This is a genomic window from Bacillus sp. UNC41MFS5 (assembly GCF_000686805.1).
This window is the reverse complement of record NZ_KK366017.1, coordinates 1,187,559-1,205,023: the sequence shown is the minus strand read 5'-3', so window position 1 is coordinate 1,205,023 and position 17,465 is coordinate 1,187,559. Positions and strand designations below refer to the sequence as shown.

At 37.5% G+C, this 17,465-nt stretch carries 16 protein-coding genes; 4 read left to right on the top strand and 12 right to left on the bottom strand.

From position 1 onward, the window contains the following. Window positions 1-208: 208 nt before the first annotated feature. Together BR30_RS0122110 and BR30_RS0122105 are read right to left on the bottom strand one after the other, a co-directional pair. A complete protein-coding gene (locus BR30_RS0122110; RefSeq protein ID WP_026566898.1) occupies window positions 209-562 on the bottom strand; it encodes an ArsR/SmtB family transcription factor in 354 nt (117 codons plus the stop codon). A gap of 21 nt (window positions 563-583) precedes the next feature. Continuing rightward, window positions 584-2,332 carry a SulP family inorganic anion transporter gene (locus tag BR30_RS0122105; RefSeq protein WP_026566897.1) on the bottom strand — a complete coding sequence of 583 codons (1,749 nt, stop codon included), beginning with the start codon at window positions 2,330-2,332 and terminating at the stop codon, window positions 584-586. Between the two features lie 339 nt (window positions 2,333-2,671). Between BR30_RS0122105 and BR30_RS0122100 the strand changes: the two genes are divergently transcribed. Then, window positions 2,672-3,466 (top strand): TIGR00266 family protein, encoded by a 795-nt coding sequence (locus tag BR30_RS0122100; protein ID WP_026566896.1) that lies wholly within the window; start codon window positions 2,672-2,674, stop codon window positions 3,464-3,466. Window positions 3,467-3,596: 130 nt separating this feature from the next. Here BR30_RS0122100 and BR30_RS0122095 read toward each other — a convergent pair whose 3' ends face one another. From BR30_RS0122095 to BR30_RS0122065, 7 genes are all read right to left on the bottom strand, one after another. Next, a complete protein-coding gene (locus tag BR30_RS0122095; protein ID WP_026566895.1) occupies window positions 3,597-4,586 on the bottom strand; it encodes an ABC transporter permease subunit in 990 nt (329 codons plus the stop codon). Continuing rightward, window positions 4,583-5,458: an ABC transporter permease subunit gene (locus BR30_RS0122090; RefSeq protein WP_026566894.1), complete on the bottom strand. Its 876-nt coding sequence runs from the start codon at window positions 5,456-5,458 to the stop codon at window positions 4,583-4,585. The genes BR30_RS0122095 and BR30_RS0122090 overlap by 4 nt, the downstream gene beginning before the upstream one ends. 204 nt (window positions 5,459-5,662) lie before the next feature. Further along, on the bottom strand, window positions 5,663-7,135 hold the full coding sequence (locus BR30_RS0122085; protein WP_231507766.1) for a DUF4153 domain-containing protein: 1,473 nt from the start codon (window positions 7,133-7,135) through the stop codon (window positions 5,663-5,665). A 69-nt stretch (window positions 7,136-7,204) separates the two neighbouring features. Then, entirely contained in the window at window positions 7,205-7,840 is a 636-nt protein-coding gene (locus BR30_RS0122080) for an HAAS signaling domain-containing protein (RefSeq protein WP_026566892.1), read from the bottom strand. Next, window positions 7,821-8,168, bottom strand: coding sequence for a PadR family transcriptional regulator (locus BR30_RS0122075; RefSeq protein WP_026566891.1), 348 nt, complete (start codon window positions 8,166-8,168; stop codon window positions 7,821-7,823). Before BR30_RS0122075 ends, BR30_RS0122080 begins: the two co-directional genes overlap by 20 nt. Window positions 8,169-8,280: 112 nt before the next feature. Next, complete coding sequence (locus BR30_RS37450; RefSeq protein ID WP_197032384.1) at window positions 8,281-8,454, bottom strand: hypothetical protein; 174 nt, start codon at window positions 8,452-8,454, stop codon at window positions 8,281-8,283. Window positions 8,455-8,757: 303 nt separating this feature from the next. Beyond that, window positions 8,758-10,200 carry an amino acid permease gene (locus BR30_RS0122065; RefSeq protein ID WP_026566890.1) on the bottom strand — a complete coding sequence of 481 codons (1,443 nt, stop codon included), beginning with the start codon at window positions 10,198-10,200 and terminating at the stop codon, window positions 8,758-8,760. A gap of 486 nt (window positions 10,201-10,686) precedes the next feature. Here BR30_RS0122065 and BR30_RS0122060 point away from each other — a divergent pair, with 486 nt between their 5' ends. Next, complete coding sequence (locus BR30_RS0122060; protein ID WP_051633726.1) at window positions 10,687-12,105, top strand: sigma-54 interaction domain-containing protein; 1,419 nt, start codon at window positions 10,687-10,689, stop codon at window positions 12,103-12,105. Window positions 12,106-12,324: 219 nt separating this feature from the next. Next, window positions 12,325-12,531, top strand: coding sequence for a DnaJ-like cysteine-rich domain-containing protein (locus BR30_RS0122055; protein WP_026566888.1), 207 nt, complete (start codon window positions 12,325-12,327; stop codon window positions 12,529-12,531). Window positions 12,532-12,620: 89 nt separating this feature from the next. Here the strand turns inward: BR30_RS0122055 and BR30_RS0122050 are convergent, their stop codons facing one another. Next, on the bottom strand, window positions 12,621-13,652 hold the full coding sequence (locus BR30_RS0122050; protein WP_026566887.1) for a VanW family protein: 1,032 nt from the start codon (window positions 13,650-13,652) through the stop codon (window positions 12,621-12,623). 359 nt (window positions 13,653-14,011) lie between these two features. Between BR30_RS0122050 and BR30_RS38515 the strand changes: the two genes are divergently transcribed. Next, complete coding sequence (locus BR30_RS38515; RefSeq protein ID WP_051633725.1) at window positions 14,012-15,166, top strand: polysaccharide deacetylase family protein; 1,155 nt, start codon at window positions 14,012-14,014, stop codon at window positions 15,164-15,166. 70 nt (window positions 15,167-15,236) lie between these two features. Here BR30_RS38515 and aspA read toward each other — a convergent pair whose 3' ends face one another. After that, on the bottom strand, window positions 15,237-16,655 hold the full coding sequence (gene aspA / locus BR30_RS0122040) for an aspartate ammonia-lyase (RefSeq protein ID WP_026566886.1): 1,419 nt from the start codon (window positions 16,653-16,655) through the stop codon (window positions 15,237-15,239). A gap of 209 nt (window positions 16,656-16,864) precedes the next feature. After that, on the bottom strand, window positions 16,865-17,287 hold the full coding sequence (locus BR30_RS0122035; protein ID WP_026566885.1) for a MarR family winged helix-turn-helix transcriptional regulator: 423 nt from the start codon (window positions 17,285-17,287) through the stop codon (window positions 16,865-16,867). Window positions 17,288-17,465 lie beyond the last annotated feature (178 nt).

Here is a 17,465-nt window from a genome sequence, read left to right as displayed (position 1 = left end):
AGGACAAAGCAATATAAACCTACAGATTTCTACATTTCCTCTTTGTTTCCTAATCGAATTCGAGATATTTCGACATCGCTTTCAGACGACATCTCCGAGAAAATGAAAGTGCTTTCAAGAAAAAACAGACGATTATTTAACTATTTTTATATTGTTATTTTGTGTTTATGTCGATTAATTTTGTCAAAAAAGAAAAAAACCGAAGAATTTAGTTCTTCGGCATCGCTGGTTCTTCTTCATCATCTTTAAATTTGTCTAGTATCGTAATTGTATCGACAAGATGGTTGTTAAAGATTTGTCTTGCAACAGCTAGCAATTCGATGATCATCGGGTCCTTTAATGTGTAGATGACCTTATTGCCTTCTTTCGTTCCAGTGACAATATTCTTGGCTCTTAGAATGGTTAGTTGCTGTGAAACAGCAGACCCTTCACTTCCTACAAGGGTTTGAATTTCATTGACATTCTTATCCCCTTCAGCTAATAGCTCTAAAATGCGGATTCTCAAGGGATGTGCTAGTGCTTTGAAAAATTCCGCTTTAAATTGCTGCATTTCAAGATTCAATTTGTCCACTCCCATGCTATTTTAGAAAGTAGCAGTTAGCTTGGTTCTGCTTCCCTCTATAGCCTCTGCCGCTGATAGTTTTTTACATTCCCTAAACGCAAAATGCTTACAGCCGAGACATTTATTTTTGTTAATATGCTCAAGAGCATATTGAATGGCTTCTCCAGTATGTTCAAAAAAATGTTCCTCACCGATGATTTGATATAATCCTGTCTTTTTCAAGACACTTTTCGGCTGCGGATTTAAGCCCGATATCATGATTATACCACTTTTTGAAAAATGGCGAACAATACTAGATAAAGTTGCTTCACCGGTTGTATCCATTAATGGAACCTTACTCATTCGCAACAAAAGAATCTTCGGCCGATAATTAATGGTGCTCATGATTGTTTTTTCAAACGTTTCCGCTGCCCCGAAAAATAATGGCCCTTCCACATTAAAAATACTAATTTGCGGGCAATCATTTGTATCAGAGACAATACCTGATTCGACTTTCTCATGCTTGTGTTTCCTGTTCGGTAATGCTTTCGCCGTAACCATGACGTCGCTCATACGTTTGGCAAAAAGGATTGCAGACATAACTAAGCCCACCTCTACTGCCATTGTTAAATTTACAAAAACCGTTAATAAAAAAGTAACCATTAACACTAGTGAATCCGTCGATTTTGTTTTTAATATATAGGAGAAAACTTTTCTTTCACTCATATTCCACGCCACGACCATCAAAATTGGCGCCATACTCGCTAACGGGATATACGATGCATAAGGGGCAAAAAACAACAAGACCAACAAGACAACAACCCCATGAATCATTCCAGAAAACGGTGAAATTGCTCCATTCTTAATATTTGTTGCAGTCCTTGCAATTGCCCCTGTTGCTGGAATTCCCCCAAATAAAGGGGTAATCATATTAGCAATCCCTTGCCCGATTAACTCTTTATTGCTGTTGTGTCTGCTATTCGTCATTCCATCTGCCACAACGGCTGATAACAATGATTCAATCCCACCCAGCATCGCAATAATGAAGGCTGGCTTTAGCATCTTAACAACTATCTCAATGTTTAGATTCGGAATATGGAGTTCAGGTAAAGTACTTGGAATTTGTCCATAGGCAGTTCCAATCGTCGCAATTTGTGTTGGGTAGAACAATGTTGCTATGACCGAGGAAACCACTAAGCCAATCAGCGGACCAGGAACTCTTGGAGCTATTTTAGGTGTTAGAATGACCGTACCTAAACAAATTGCAGCCGTTAAAATACTAAACATATTAATAGAGCCTAAATGAACAAAAATTTCTTGGACATTTCTAATAAATTCTTCATGTTTCTTTAATCCTATCAAACCTAGAAAACTAGCAACTTGGCCTGTAAATATCGTCACGGCGATTCCTGTGGTGAATCCGATCGTTACAGGTCTAGGAATATACTTAATTAAGGAACCAAGTTTAAAAAGGCCCATTAACAAGAGAATAACCCCCGCGAGAAACCCAGCAATGAGGAGATTTTCATATCCGTATGTCATCACAATTCCAAATAAAATTGGAATAAACGCTCCGGTAGGGCCGCCTATTTGATACTTCGATCCGCCACATAAGGAGATAAGAATCCCTGCAACAACAGTGGTATAGATTCCATACTCTGGCTTCACTCCTGAAGCAATAGCAAACGCCATCCCCAGTGGAATCGCGATTACCCCGACAATCAATCCTGACAGGAAGTCTTTTGGCAAACTCCTTAAGGAATAATTATGGAATCTTTTATCAATTAACATATTAACCCTTCTTATCTTCTTATTTTTGTATATCTGATTATTTGAATATATGGTAATTTATATCCCATTTCAAGTATTTTGTTTAAAAATTTATTTTTTAAGAAACCACTTGTTAGATTGACGAGGCCATGGTATAATAGCTAAGCGATGAGCTGAGTTGTGTAAGTCGAGAAACATTCCGTTATGGAACGCACTATGTGGAGTGTGGTTTTTCGCCTCAATACGCGAAGGACGCCTGTGTAAACAGGCGTCCTTTTTTATTGGTTAAAATTAGCACTTTCTTCCTAAATTTCTTATAATATAAATAGATTTGCCATTTTAAAAAGTGGAGGGAAAAGGATGAATAACCACGAAATTGATTTTAAAATCTATGGAGATGACATGCAGTTTGTTGAGGTTGAGCTAGATCCGCAAGAGACAGTTGTTGCTGAAGCAGGCAGCTTTATGATGATGGATGATGACATACATATGGAGACTATTTTTGGCGATGGCAGTGCCCCTGGCGGCGGTAGCGGCCTAATGGGGAAATTGTTTAGTGCGGGAAAACGCGTACTTACTGGTGAAAGCTTGTTTATGACAACCTTCACCAATAATGGCATGGGCAAAAAGCACGTTTCGTTTGCTTCTCCGTACCCTGGAAAGATCCTTCCAATGGACTTAAGCCAACTGGGCGGGAAAATTATCTGCCAAAAAGATGCCTTCCTTGCTGCAGCTAAAGGAGTTCAAGTTGGCATTGAATTCCAACGTAAAATCGGGGCCGGCTTCTTTGGCGGTGAAGGGTTTATCATGCAAAAGTTAGAAGGCGACGGGCTCGCTTTTGTACATGCGGGAGGAACAATTATTAAAAAAGACCTATTGCCTGGCCAGTCATTGAGAGTCGATACTGGTTGTTTAGTGGCGATGACCAGCAGCGTTAATTATGATATTGAATTTGTAAAAGGCGTTAAAACAGCGTTGTTTGGTGGTGAAGGGTTGTTTTTTGCTACACTGCGAGGTCCAGGTTCGGTATGGATTCAATCGTTGCCATTCAGCCGTCTTGCAAGCCGGGTATTTGCGGCAGCCCCTTCACGCGGCGGTGCAAAAGATGAAGGCAGTATTGCACGGGGCATTTTTGATATGTTTAATGGGGACTGATTTGCATAGCGGGATCAATGGATCCTGCTTTTTTTATACAAAAAACCGAGCATCTGCCCGGTTTCCACTGATAAATCTATAAACTAACACCCTGATCCTTATCCCATTATCCTTGAATTTTACGAATCGGCTATTTTTGAACAAATTCAAATTGGTCAGCAGAATAAGCAGTAACTTTTGGACCTAGACCTTTTTTCTTTTTCTTTTTTGCCGCCTTTAGACCATCTAAATTATCTTCAAGTTCATTTTTAATCATATTTACGATGACAATCACTATAAAAAATCCGAACACAGGAGTAAAGATGGCCCATGGGGCACGTACGAATTCACTAAAATTTTGACCGATTAAACCTGCCCATTCATTGGATATGGTGGCTGGCTTAGGTGGTTCCTCATACCCCATGACACCTGCCCTATTTCTTCCTCCAAGAAACATTCCAAACAGACCGAGCTGCATTGTAATGTGGAGGGTACTTATAAATTGCTGGACTGAAAATAGAATTCCGTAAGAACGGATATATGGCATTAACTGTTTCCTGACTATATGTAATTTCCCAGCCCCCATCAACTTTGAGCTTTGTACAAATGAAGTTTGTAATAATTGATCGGTTATATCGGAGGCGAAAATGGTGACCGAAGGAAATCCGATAAATACAAGAATAATAATTTGGTAGGTAACAATAGAAGAAACCGCAACATCATTAAAATCGCCCACAATCGGTATCATCAAGAGTATCGCAATGAGAATCGACGGGATGTAACGGAAAGTTAGAAAAAAGTCTTTCACATAACTTTTTAAGAATGGAGCCCACATGGAAAGAAAAATCCCGAAAATCCCCCCCAGAAAAACTCTTAATAAAGCGACACCAAAGGCTGAGATTAAGGTAAATTTTGCTCCATAGAGTAATAGCCAGTGCATGTCCTCACCATTTCGGTTCGTTCCTAATAAATGCTGGTCAGAGGGTGGAAACGGCGCCCTGCCGATGATATCGCCCTGTTCATTTTTAACGAGCACCTGATGATTATAATCCTTTGGCCCATAATAAGGATATAAAAGACTCATGATTAATAGGAGAAGTAGTAAAGTTGAGCCAATAATCGTCTTTTTATATTTTCTCATATACTAACCGCCCCCTTCCCTTTGATTAACTTAGAAATAAACCAGCCTGCAGTTTCGATAAGCACTAGTGGAATGGATAACATAAGCAAACACATGACAAGTATAGAAAATTCTCCATTCATAAAAATAATTTTAAACAATTGCTGATTAAACCCACTAATGTTAAATAAAATTTCTACTAAATAAATATTCGATAGTAATACCCATACGATTGTTCTTAGCTGAAGGATTAAAAGTGGTAAAATGTTTCTCATAATATGGACAAGTAACGTCCGAAGGCTGCCCATTCCCTTCGCTTTCGCATAGAGAACATATTGCTGGTATTGTTCCTCATCAATGATCTTAATGAGAAATTGCAGCAATAAGAAAAAAGGTAGAAAGGAAACGGTCATGATTGGAACAAAATATGGCTTATGACCAAATAACCCATACAGTTGTAAAAACTTTAATCCTGTTGATTTATATAGTGTAATAACAAAGAACTGGAATAAAAAAATTATGAGTAAATCTGGAATACCTTCGAAGAAATTGAGTCCGCTTTTCAATTTATTTTTTACGTTTACTGATGAGAGGAAAATCAATAGAGCCGTAATCATCGCTAGGAAAATGATAAATAAAAGACTGCTTAATAGAATCGTCATCGTATACTGATAACTCTCAGCAATATGTAATTTTTCAAAAATCTCTAAGTATTTATCTTGATTAGATTGAAGTAATAATTGAAAATCGTTTTTTAGATTTACCCAAAACCTTTCGAAGTTAACTTCTATATGATCCTTTCCAATCCCTAATAAGGAGGGAAGATTAAAAATAAAAAGAAATCCTGCTACTATTAATACAATTCTGATAAGTTCTCGAAATAATCGTTTCATTCTATCCCACCCAACTATTTTTGCTAAAAAATTACAGTCCCTTTCCTTTTTACCATTTAATTAGTATTTTTGCAATATTCCTAATTTATTTTATAAAAACAAAAAAGCTGCCAAAAGTCCGTTCATACCTCAAGCAATTGTAGAGACTTAGGGTAACACCATAAAAAGACGATTCGGAGCTCCCTCCGAATCGTCTTTTTTGATTTATTGAAGATTCAACTTCCTAAGTTCAGATTCAAGCTGCTTTCGTTTTAAATTATACGACTGCCACGGGAGGTCTTCAGCAAAGACATCCTGTTTTCGTTCAATGAGGATCGTTTTTAAATCTGGTATACTCTTATCTTTTTCATAGAGGTCGATTAATCCTAAAACCCCTGTATAGGACAGGTTATTGAGGTAGTGAACATCAATTTTCCCGCTTAACTCGTACCGATTCATATTCTCATTCACAACAATTTTATCTAAGTCAATTACTGTAATTGCTGTGTAATAGGTTAATGATGAAATAAAGTAAAAATGAAATAATGATAGCTTCTCCACCCATATTTTCACAAGAGTATACGTAAAAATAATAACAAGATAAATCATAAACGAATGGACAAGAACCCTTGTGAATGTAAATCCATACGCATCTTCATACATACTTAACCGCATGTAAGCAGAAGTAAGCATAACAGAGCTCGCGAGGACAAGGATGGTTAACATTATTTGTGTGGCTCTTTGCAAAAAAACTGTTCCTCTCTTTACGAACGTTAAAACTATTACTGTTATCGATAAATTGATGAGTGTAACAAACAGAAGCTCAAAAAACCCCTTTCGAGCATATTCTGCATAGGTAAAGACTTCCGATAAAGATCCGCTGAAGAAATACCGAAATTGGACGATAGTAAACAATAGATACACTAAATTAATGATTACAAGAACTGTAATAGTGATAATCCCATCTAGATTAAATGATTGCTTGTTTGTTGGCTGTTTCATTACGTTAATATGTCTAGTATAAAGAATCTGCATGAAACCAAAGAAGGCAAACGTGCAAATTAAAATAACCATAAATCTAAAGATTCGTTCCCCATTTAAGACTTGAAACCATTGTGGGATGCCGCCAATCAATTGTTCGAACTGTGAATCTGCCGCTACCAGTAAGTTCAATACAACAAATAGGATAGGCAGTGAAATCACAATCCCAACAATTACCTTTTTCCATACAATCAATTTGTCCTCATGACCGCCTTGTTTTAAGCTCTTTCCAATCAATGATACAAAACCGATATTAAATTTTACTGATTGGATTAGGCGTGTGAATATTAACATAATAAAAGCAGGTTTATTCCATTGAAAATTTTTCGGACTGGTAATTAACACCAAATGGAAGATAACCAATCCAGGGATTACTAAGATATTTAAACCATAAAAGAGAAAGTTATTATTTAAGAAGTAGTTGGCCGACATTAGCCAAACACAGCAAAGAATTAAGTACCCTAACCGTTGATGGGAAAATTGATAGCGTCGGTAACGCCAAAGAAAAACTGAATAAAATGCAGAAATAAACAAAAAGTAGGATATCCCAATCTCACTGCGAAAAAATGCTTCTTCCGCTAAAATACCAAGCAATAAACATAACAATAAAAAGATCCAAGCAGGTTTACCTATTTTTGTTTCTATTTTCGTTTCCATCTTCATCCCTCTTTTAGTATAGATTTTCTATATATATAGTTTTACTAGGTATATATACAAAAAAAATGCTTATACCGAAGCTTTTCTCCCCCACCGGTAGCCAATCCAACTGATTGGATATAAGATGATGGTAAAAATGATACAAGCAATAATAAACGTTTTCGTTAACAATGGGGCAAACCAAGAATGAGGAATAATTTGAAACACGGTAAGGACCATTAAGATTAAATTTGGAATAAGGGAAAGTAGAAACGTTTTATTAAGAAGCACCCTTCCGTTATGGCCAAACCCCTTTCCAATTTCATAACCTAACAATGCCCAAAAAAACAGATACAATATAGCAATCAAGGTGGGAATCGATGTCAGGTGGTTCCAAGCAGCCGTTATCCATTTCCATTGATACACATTGTGAGCCATGGTGAGTAAACTCCCCCCGCCGAAAAAAAGAACATTTAAAAGGATAAACAGCCATTTCATATTGCTAGGCGTGACAGAAAATTCTTCTCTCCAAATTTGAACAATCTCCTCTGGGCTTCCTAGGCGCGATACTATCATGTCATAAACTGTATCCTCATTCAAAGCTCCTGATTCAATCATAATTTCATCAATATGTGATTCATATTCACGGAGAATTTCCTTTTTATCTAAGTGGTTACCTAATCCTTTTCCTAACTCATCAAGAAACCTATTCTTCTGCCGTTCCATGCTTCGATCTCCCTATCACCTTGTTCATCACTTTAACAAAGTCCTGCCATTCACGTGTTTTTTCACCCAATAATTCTTTTCCTGCTTTTGTGATTTTGTAGTACTTCCGGGCTGGCCCCTTTTCCTGCTCCTGCCAGTAACATTCAATGTACTCTTGCTTTTCAAGTTTATGAAGTGCAGGATACAAGGTTCCCTCTTTTACACTTAGATCATTATCACTTCGTTGCTCCAATTCCTTTACGAGTTCATAGCCATACATATCACGTTCGTTTAATAGCTGGAGGAGGATTAAGGAAGTACTGCCTTTTACTAATTCACGGTTAAACATTTTCTCACCTACCTAGAAATTTTAGGTACATAGAAATTCTATACTGAATTCTTCTCATTGTAAATAGCTTATAAAAAATAGTGACGATGTTTTCATCGCCACTACTCTTTCCTCACTTTACTCTTCCGTTATTTCTAAGCACCTTAATGTTTTGGTCACGCTCGCCACCATCAGATAATTCCTCTGAAAACTCATGCTTTGCTTCGTTTCCAACTAATTCACCTTGCTTAATGGCCCTAGGTGGCAAATTATTATTGGGTGCCGCCTGTTCATTCCAATCTCCCATTACTATCACCTCGATACATAGTATTTAAAGTTTTGGTTTATCTTATCCAAAGAACAAAAAGCGCAAGCGCCCGTTTAGCGGCGTATGGACTGGAGCGCTCCAACCGAGATAAAGGAAACACGAAGAGCGATAGCGATTCGATGTTGACTTATCGTAGGGCTGAGAGCGAAGTACACTAGCCGCTGGGCGCTGGAGCTGGATTCAGAGAACTAATTTAATTTTATCCACAATTAATTATTTTATTTTTTCCAATACAAAAAAAAACAAAACGCTTGGATTTTTTCCAAGCGTTTTACAAAGTAATTAGATCACCATTTTTTTATTTTCGTTCAGTTCAATTTCGTGCTCATCAATCATATCCTGTTCACGAAGCTTTTTAATTCTAAAATGGTAAATCAAGTAACAGGCGCCCACAAATGGAACCCCTAGATAAAGAGCTAAGCGCTGTGCTGGGTCAAATGCTAAACTTACTAGAACGGAAACGTTTAATAGTAAGCCGATAAGTGGTAAAACTGGGTAAAGTGGTGTTTTGAACTTAAGGTCTGCAACTTTTCCACCTTCACGGATAAATCTTCTGCGGAAGGCAATTTGTGAAGCAGTAATGGAAATCCAGCCAACTTGGGCACCTAAACCAGCTACGGAAAGAAGCCACATAAATACCGTTTCTTCTGCAAAAAAACCTGAAAGTAGTGATAATAAAGCAATACCAATTGTGAATAGTAGTGCGTTAATCGGTACGCCTCGTTTATTTACTTTTGTGAGAATAGGACTAGCCATTTTTTCTTTTGACATCGCATACAACATCCGAGTTCCCGCATATAAGCCAGAGTTTCCAACAGAAAGCAGTGCAGTAAGGATAACAAAATTCATAATATCTGCAGCGTAAGGAATTCCGATACTATCAAATACAACAACAAATGGACTTTCAACAACCCCTGCTTTATCCATTGGAATTAAACTAGAAACAACAAATATCGCTAATACAAAGAAGAAAAGGGTACGCCATACAGTTTGTTTAATTGATTTTGGGATGGTCTTTTCTGGATTTTCACTTTCTCCTGCAGCTATTCCAATCAATTCCGTTCCTTGGAAAGAAAAATTAACCGCGATCATGGTAACAATTAATGCTGAGAATCCGTTAGGTAAAAGACCATGTGCTGTAAAATTAGATAAAAATGGTGCAGCATGACCGGCATTCATGTCAATTAATCCAAACATGGCAGCGCCACCTAATGCGATAAACAGAATAATTGCTAAAATTTTTATACTTGAAAACCAAAATTCTGCTTCACCAAATGCTCTTGCAGATAGAGCATTCAGTAAGAATAAAATAACTGCAAAAATGCCACTCCAAATCCAAACTTGTACATCAGGAAACCATCTTTGCATAAGTTGCCCAGCAGATAGGAACTCTAATGCAACTGTTACGGACCAACCTAACCAATATAGCCATCCGAGTGCAAATCCTGTTCCTGGGCCAATAAATTTTGTCGTATACGTTTGGAACGAGCCTGAAACCGGCATGGCTACAGACAATTCTCCTAGACAAAGCATAGTTAAAAACATGATAAAACCGCCAACAATATAGGCGAGAATGGCACCTATTGGTCCAGCTTGACTGATTGTATAGCCTGAACCTAAGAATAGACCTGATCCAATTACCCCACCTAAAGAGATCATAAATAAATGTCTCGCCTTCATCGTTCGTTTTAATTCATGGTTTGAACTGTTTTCCTGCAAATTCATTAAATTTCCCCCTTCTCCCCAAACAACAGAATACGCTTTCAAAATTTCAATACCCAAAATAGTAGGATAATTTTTACTAAAGGCAATAATGATTAAACCTTCACCATTAGAAATTATAGAGAAATAGTAGTCTAATAACAACAGATAATAATTTCTAAATTATCACTATATTTCTATAATAGAAAAATGCAAGTTTTGTGCCAAAAATAAAATCACCTTAAAATGTGTACATTCTTTGAACATATCAGCAAAATATTTTTGCATTTCAATAAAAATTTTGCACTTATACTGCAAAAATAATTTTTCCACAAAAAAGAAAGAGCATTTATCTAGAAAAAGTTCCTAAATAAAGGAATTATCTAACAAATGCAAATATTCTTTGCGAATTTAACACTTTTTTAATAAAACTGCAAAACTATTTTGCATTATTAAGTTTTATTTGATTAAATAGTTGCATAAAGGATTAATCAAAGGGAATGAATCAAAATGGAGAAAAATAATCATACAGTCAATTATTTGCAGTACCTAAATCGGATGTATAAACAGATCTTAGACGAGGTGGATGTGGGTGTTCATGCAGTAGATGAAACTGGGAAAACAATTATTTATAATAAAAAAATGATGCAAATGGAGTCAATGGACCTTCAAGATGTCATTGATAAAAACCTGCTTGATGTATTCATGTTTAAAGACGACCAATCTAGTACACTAGTAAAAGCACTCCAGGAGGGCAAAGAAACAAGTAACGTCAAACAAACTTATTTTAATAATAAAGGACGCGAAATTACGACCCTTAACAATACCATTCCTATTTTTAACAACGAAAAACTTCAGGGTGCTGTCGAGATCGCCAAGGATGTAACAAAGCTGGAACGACTCATTAAAGGCAATATGAATAAGGGGCAGACCCGATACACTTTTGATAAAATCATTGGGAACAGTCCAGCTATTAAAGAAGTTATTGAATCTGCCAAACGGGCAACTAGGACCTCTTCCTATGTTTTAATTGTTGGAGATACTGGTACGGGGAAAGAACTTTTTGCTCAAAGCATCCACAATGGGAGCACTCGGCTATCTGCTCCGTTCATTTCACAAAACTGCGCTGCCCTGCCTGATAATCTAATCGAAAGTCTTCTGTTTGGAACAAAACGCGGTGCCTTCACGGGGGCAGTCGACACCCCTGGTTTATTCGAACAGGCTAACGGAGGTACCCTATTACTCGATGAGATTAACTCATTGAATCTAAATTTGCAGGCAAAATTACTCCGTGTTTTACAGGAAAAAACGATTAGGCGTATTGGGGATACGAAGGATACACCTGTGGATGTTCGAGTCATTGCCAATATGAATGAAGATCCGATTGATGCTATTGCTAATAATCGAATGCGCAAAGACTTATATTATCGTCTGGGAGTTGTCACCATTTTTATCCCTGCGTTAAAAGATCGGAAAGAGGATATTCCATTATTAGTCGAGAGTTTTATTCAAAAATACAATGAACTGTTTCAGATGAATGTAAAAGGGTTAACCGAGGAGGTTAAACAGTCCTTCTTTGAATATGACTGGCTCGGGAATGTCCGCGAACTTGAGCATATCATTGAAGCTGCGATGAACATAATGATTGATGAGGAATGGATTTCCTACTCTCATTTACCCTACCAATATCGAAGCAAAATGCAGATGAAAGAGAGAATGATTCCCCTTTCTACGGTGGATACCTTTATTAAGGAACATTCTGAAACAGCAGTACCACTGAAATATCAGATGGAGCTATTTGAAAAATCCTATATTGATCATGTTTTATCTAAAAATGATTTTAATATATCCCGGACCGCTAATCTTCTCGGACTAAGCCGACAAAGCCTGCAGTATCGAATGAAAAAATTAAACATTACAGGAAAATAAGATTTTTTAGGTAAAGTCGGAAAGCTATGATGCTTTCCGCTTTTTTTATTCTGATCCATCACAAAACTACCTTTTTTCACATAAAATTATTATAGAAAAGTAAATTAGTTTGATAAATGGAATCTTTATTCCAATGAATTCCCTATAGGCAATAAACTAATACAAGCATAAATATTCCATTTTTTCTCCATACTAAGAAGAAAAGATGAGGTGAATAAAATGGGACTACTCAACTCTTTTAACCAATGGAAAGAGACTAAATACCAAAATCATGTCTCAAATATGAAAGACCAAGGCAAATGTCCTGACTGTCATGGCCGTGGCTATACCGTCTATCCTTATAATGAATTTGCTTACTTTAATTCGTTTGAATGTCCAGGTTGCCAAGGCACTGGTCAATATACTGATTGGGAAGAAATGCAGTAACTGGATAATAAATAAAAATCCCTCCATTAATTCCGTTTGGATTAATGAAGGGATTTTTTTATGACTTCATATCTTCAACATTTGGCTACTTAGATTCGTTTCTTAAGTTGACTTTGATACGTTTTTGACGTCCTTACTTCTACCGTTAGTGAACCTCCGTTTACTATCGCTTTTAAAATTAAAGGTACACCAGTAGTATTTTTAAATCTAAAATCTTTACCTCCATAAGAAACAGTCGCATCTCTTCCTTTTGGCACGTAACCCACCGTTAAAGAATGGTGGTGTTTTTCGATATATTGGACGGCCAATTGATCGATTGCATTATACAAAGTAGAAGAAGTTTGACAGATGCCCCCGCCATAACCCTCAACTAACTTACCGTAATTTATTTCCGGTGCTTTTTGGTATCCGTGTTCAGCGTCACTCGGGCCAACTGTTGTATTATATGAGAACGAATCATTGGTCCCAAGGATGACATTATTTATCGCCTCTGCTGATAGTTCAATATTTTTAGTTCTTCCCACAGTCCCACTATTAAAATGGGTCGTATATGTGGCGACTACGACATCATCTAATTGAGAAGCCTCTTCAGCCTGATACCCGCTTGCATTCACATATAAAGGTAATTCCACGTTGCCGCCTTTTTCTGAGACCAACATTATCTTTTCAGCCAATTCTTCTTCATCAAGAATTTGTTGAGGAGTACCTTTGATGATATTCCCTTTTTCATCAAGTTTATCAAGAACCATTCGTTTGTCGTATCCAGGCTTTGATTGGGTTCCACGAGCAAGTTCTCTTGTCAATTTTGTTATTTCGACTTTATAATTGTCAGGATTCGTTATGTATCCTAAATCCTTTGTATTAAAAGTTTTTACGATGTCTTTCGTGTTCGGATCAATAATATTTACGTATACAGGTCTCGCTTCTTCTCGTTTTCGTTCTTCTTCTCGTTTCTTTGCTTCGGCCAGCTTCTTTTCTTCTTGTAACTTTTTCTCTTTTTCTATTTGCTCTTGCTTTTCCGCTGCCTTTGCCTCTTTTTCTTTTGCGGTTTGTCCCGAACATCCAGTGCCAATTAAACACACAGCTACCAATAGTGATATTACCCAATTACGCTTCGCCATTTTCTCCTACTTTACTCCTTTTTGTATAGCCTTATGCCCTTTTATATTTTTAGACGATTTACAACGGATTTTGTTTCATATGACTCTCCTATTCTATTCCATTTTTAATGGCAATTTCCTGCAAAAAAAATTGGAAATCTTAATATAAAAAAGGAGATTAAATTGATGTTCGATACTTCGTAAGCTTTTTTTAAAAGGTACGTAGCAACTAAGCCCAAATTCTCATATTGTATAATTAAAGCAGAAATTAATTTAATATCAATACTCCTTTAGCCCTCAATTTACTCCATAAATTGATTCCTTGCAAACTAAATGATTCTGCTCCCTGGTCATCACTTGAATTAAAGGGGGAAAGTGCCATGCGAGAAACATTAATACTGCTTAGTATACTATTATTTTCTGTATCTCTTGTTTTAGGTGTGGTATCTCAGGTCCATCGAAAAAGCGGAAAAGAAGTTTATTATTCTCTAGCAACAATCTGTTTAGGATGCGTTGTATTCTTGTTATTCTTTTACAACTGGAACCTGACAGCCCTGAGGAATGGTAAACCTGTCGATTCCCCTAAAACAGAGGCTCCTTCAGGTCCTGGACAAAATGTGGATGGGAAGGATCCTGAAAAGGAAAACCCTGCTGACGAGGAACACCCTCCATCTGTAGAGCCTGAGGAAGAACCTAATGACCCAGAGCCCACTACTCCTGAACAAATTATTCTGGGTGATAACGAAATAGTTGAATACAAAGTCGTTAAGGGAGATACTTTATTTTCCATTGCAACTAGGGCCGAGGTGACTGTAGAAAAAATAAAGCAATGGAATAATCTATCCTCCGATGCCATCTATGTAGGTCAAATCTTAAAGCTTTATGGTAAGAATGTGGAGCCGACTCCACCTAAGCAGGACCCTCCACCGACAACGGCCTCCTCTGTCATTATTTCAGAGGGAAGCCCCCAGCAAAAACAGATCTCATTAACCTTTGATGCCGGAAGTGATGCAGTAGGGATAAGAATATTGGATGTCCTGAAAAAGCATAATGTCAAAGCTACGTTCTTCCTTACAGGTAAGTGGGTTGAGAAGTATCCTGGCCTTGCCAAGAAAATTGCCGAGGCAGGACATGAAATTGGTAACCATTCTTACTCTCATCCTGATGCAGTAAAAACAACAGCAAATGCGTTAAAACAGGATATTATCAAAGCAGAGGTAGCCATTAAGGAGGCAACAGGAAAATCTCCACAGCCCTATTTTCGTTTTCCATTCGGCTCGTACAATTCTGCCGCGCTAAAAATTGTTGGTGCAGCGGGATATCCTTTTAGCATCCAGTGGTCGCTTGATACAATTGATTGGAAACAACCAGACACTGAAGTCATCATTTCCCGTATTAAAACAGGAGCAAGCAATGGTGATATCATCCTTATGCATATCGGAGGAATAAATACTCCAGAAGCCGTCGACCAAGTCATTCCATGGCTAAAGGGCCAAGGCTACCAACTCGTCCCGTTAAGTATTCTATTAAAATAATAAATAGTGCCTGACACCCAATACGTAATCGTATTGGGTGTCAGGCACCAAGTAAATTTAAATATTAATATTAATCTCTATCTAGGAGGGCTGACCCGGATATTCCAGGTTTGGTCATTTCATAGATATTTAAAATAAGATCTAATTCTTCTTCGGTAAGGACATCATACTTTAAGCATAGTTCACGAACTGATTTCCCAGTAACGGTTGCTTCTCTGGCGATTCTTGCTGCCACTTCATAGCCAAGGTGCGGGTTTACTGCGGTAATGATACCGACACTCTTTTCGACATTCTCTCTTAAGCGTGCCTCATTAGCCTCGATACCTACTAAACAATGGTCGGTAAAAGAACGGAAGCCGTTGTTCATAATGCTAATGGATTGAAGTAAATTAAATACCAATACAGGTTCCATTACATTCAATTCAAGTTGCCCTGCTTCTGAGGCAAGACAAATGGTATGGTCATTCCCGATCACTTGGAAGGCAATCTGATTAATCAACTCTGGCATGACAGGATTCACTTTTCCCGGCATAATCGATGATCCTGGCTGACGTGCGGGCAGTGATATTTCCCCTAATCCTGCACGGGGACCTGAGGCCATTAACCGGAGGTCATTGGCGATTTTTGACATATTCATCATACATACTTTAAGTGCAGCTGATACCTCTGTATATGCATCCGTATTCTGGGTAGCGTCAACCAAATGTTCAGCATTGACTAATGGCAGTCCACTAATGACCGCCAGTTCTTTAACGACATCTTCGATATATTGAGGGTCTGCATTTAAACCCGTTCCAACCGCAGTTGCTCCCATATTCACTTCATACAAGTTTTCACGAGAGTGGTTAATTCGCTTAATATCCCTTTCTAGCACACGGGAATATGCTTCAAACTCTTGGCCAAGGCGAATAGGAACAGCATCCTGAAGATGGGTACGACCCATTTTGATTACGGTTTCAAATTGCTTAGCTTTATCCTTAAATACCTCATGCATATCCTTCATCGTCACAAGTAACTTTTCTAGTACTCTTAGTGTCGCAATATGAATGGCAGTTGGAAAAACATCATTGGTGGATTGCGACATATTCACATGCGTATTGGGACTTAAATGCAAATAGGCACCTTTTTCGTGTCCAAGTATCTCAAGTCCACGGTTGGCAATAACTTCGTTTGCATTCATATTCATGGAGGTCCCAGCTCCGCCTTGGATTGGGTCTACAATGAACTGATCATTCCATTTCCCTGCAATAATTTCATCTGCTGCTTGGCAAATTACATCCCCAAGTCCACTATACAAACGCTTCGTTCTCATGTTAGCAATCGCTGCTGCTTTTTTAATCATCGCAAGTGCAATGATTAATTCTTCATGTATTCGATAACCTGTGATTGGAAAATTTTCAACTGCCCTTAGAGTCTGAATACCGTAGTAAGCATTTACTGGTATTTCTTTTTTTCCTAAGAAGTCTTGTTCGGTTCTTGTAGTATCCATGATAACCTCTCCCACCCTTAATAAAAACTCTTGATGTGTAATTGTTGCTCACACCAAAATAATAACAGTTAAGACAACCGTTGTCTCTCTTTTCACTGTAATTACTCTGTTAATATAAAAATGTCCATTAAAAAAAAGAGGTTGATCCAAAAAATGTCAATCATAACTTTTTGGATCAACCTCTTTTTTCAATTAACTCAAAATAATTATTATTTAAAAGACCGATTGAATTTTTCTAAAAGTACCCCGAATAATTCACGTTCCTCATCCGACCAATCTTCTAGCAGTTCTGCGACTCTCTTCAATCGCGCCTGTTGATAATCGAATAATTCCTTTGCACCCAGTTCAGTTAATTGAAGAGAATACGCTCGACCATCCAATGGATCTGGAATTCGATATAAATAATCTTTATGCTCTAGAGCGGCCGCCTGTCTACTGACGGTAGAGATATCTAGTTTAAATTCATCCGCTAATACTTTAACTCCAACAGCACCCTTTTCATTAATACGCCGTAGGATTAAATAGGCCGATCGATCAAGATTCCCCAATTTCTTATTACTCGAAATTGACGTGGTTCGGCGAATCAGAATAGCTAATTCAAGTTCGATCATTTCTAAATAATGTTCATGCATTAATATTCCTACCTCACTGTTATTTCCTCATATAAATTATGATAACATACTCACATTCTTATTTGTAAGGATACACGGTTTGACTGATATGGCAAAAGCACTATTGACGTGGTGAAAATTAATTGTATAATACAATTATATACTTTCATCATACAACTAATTCAAAAAGTTGGAAAGA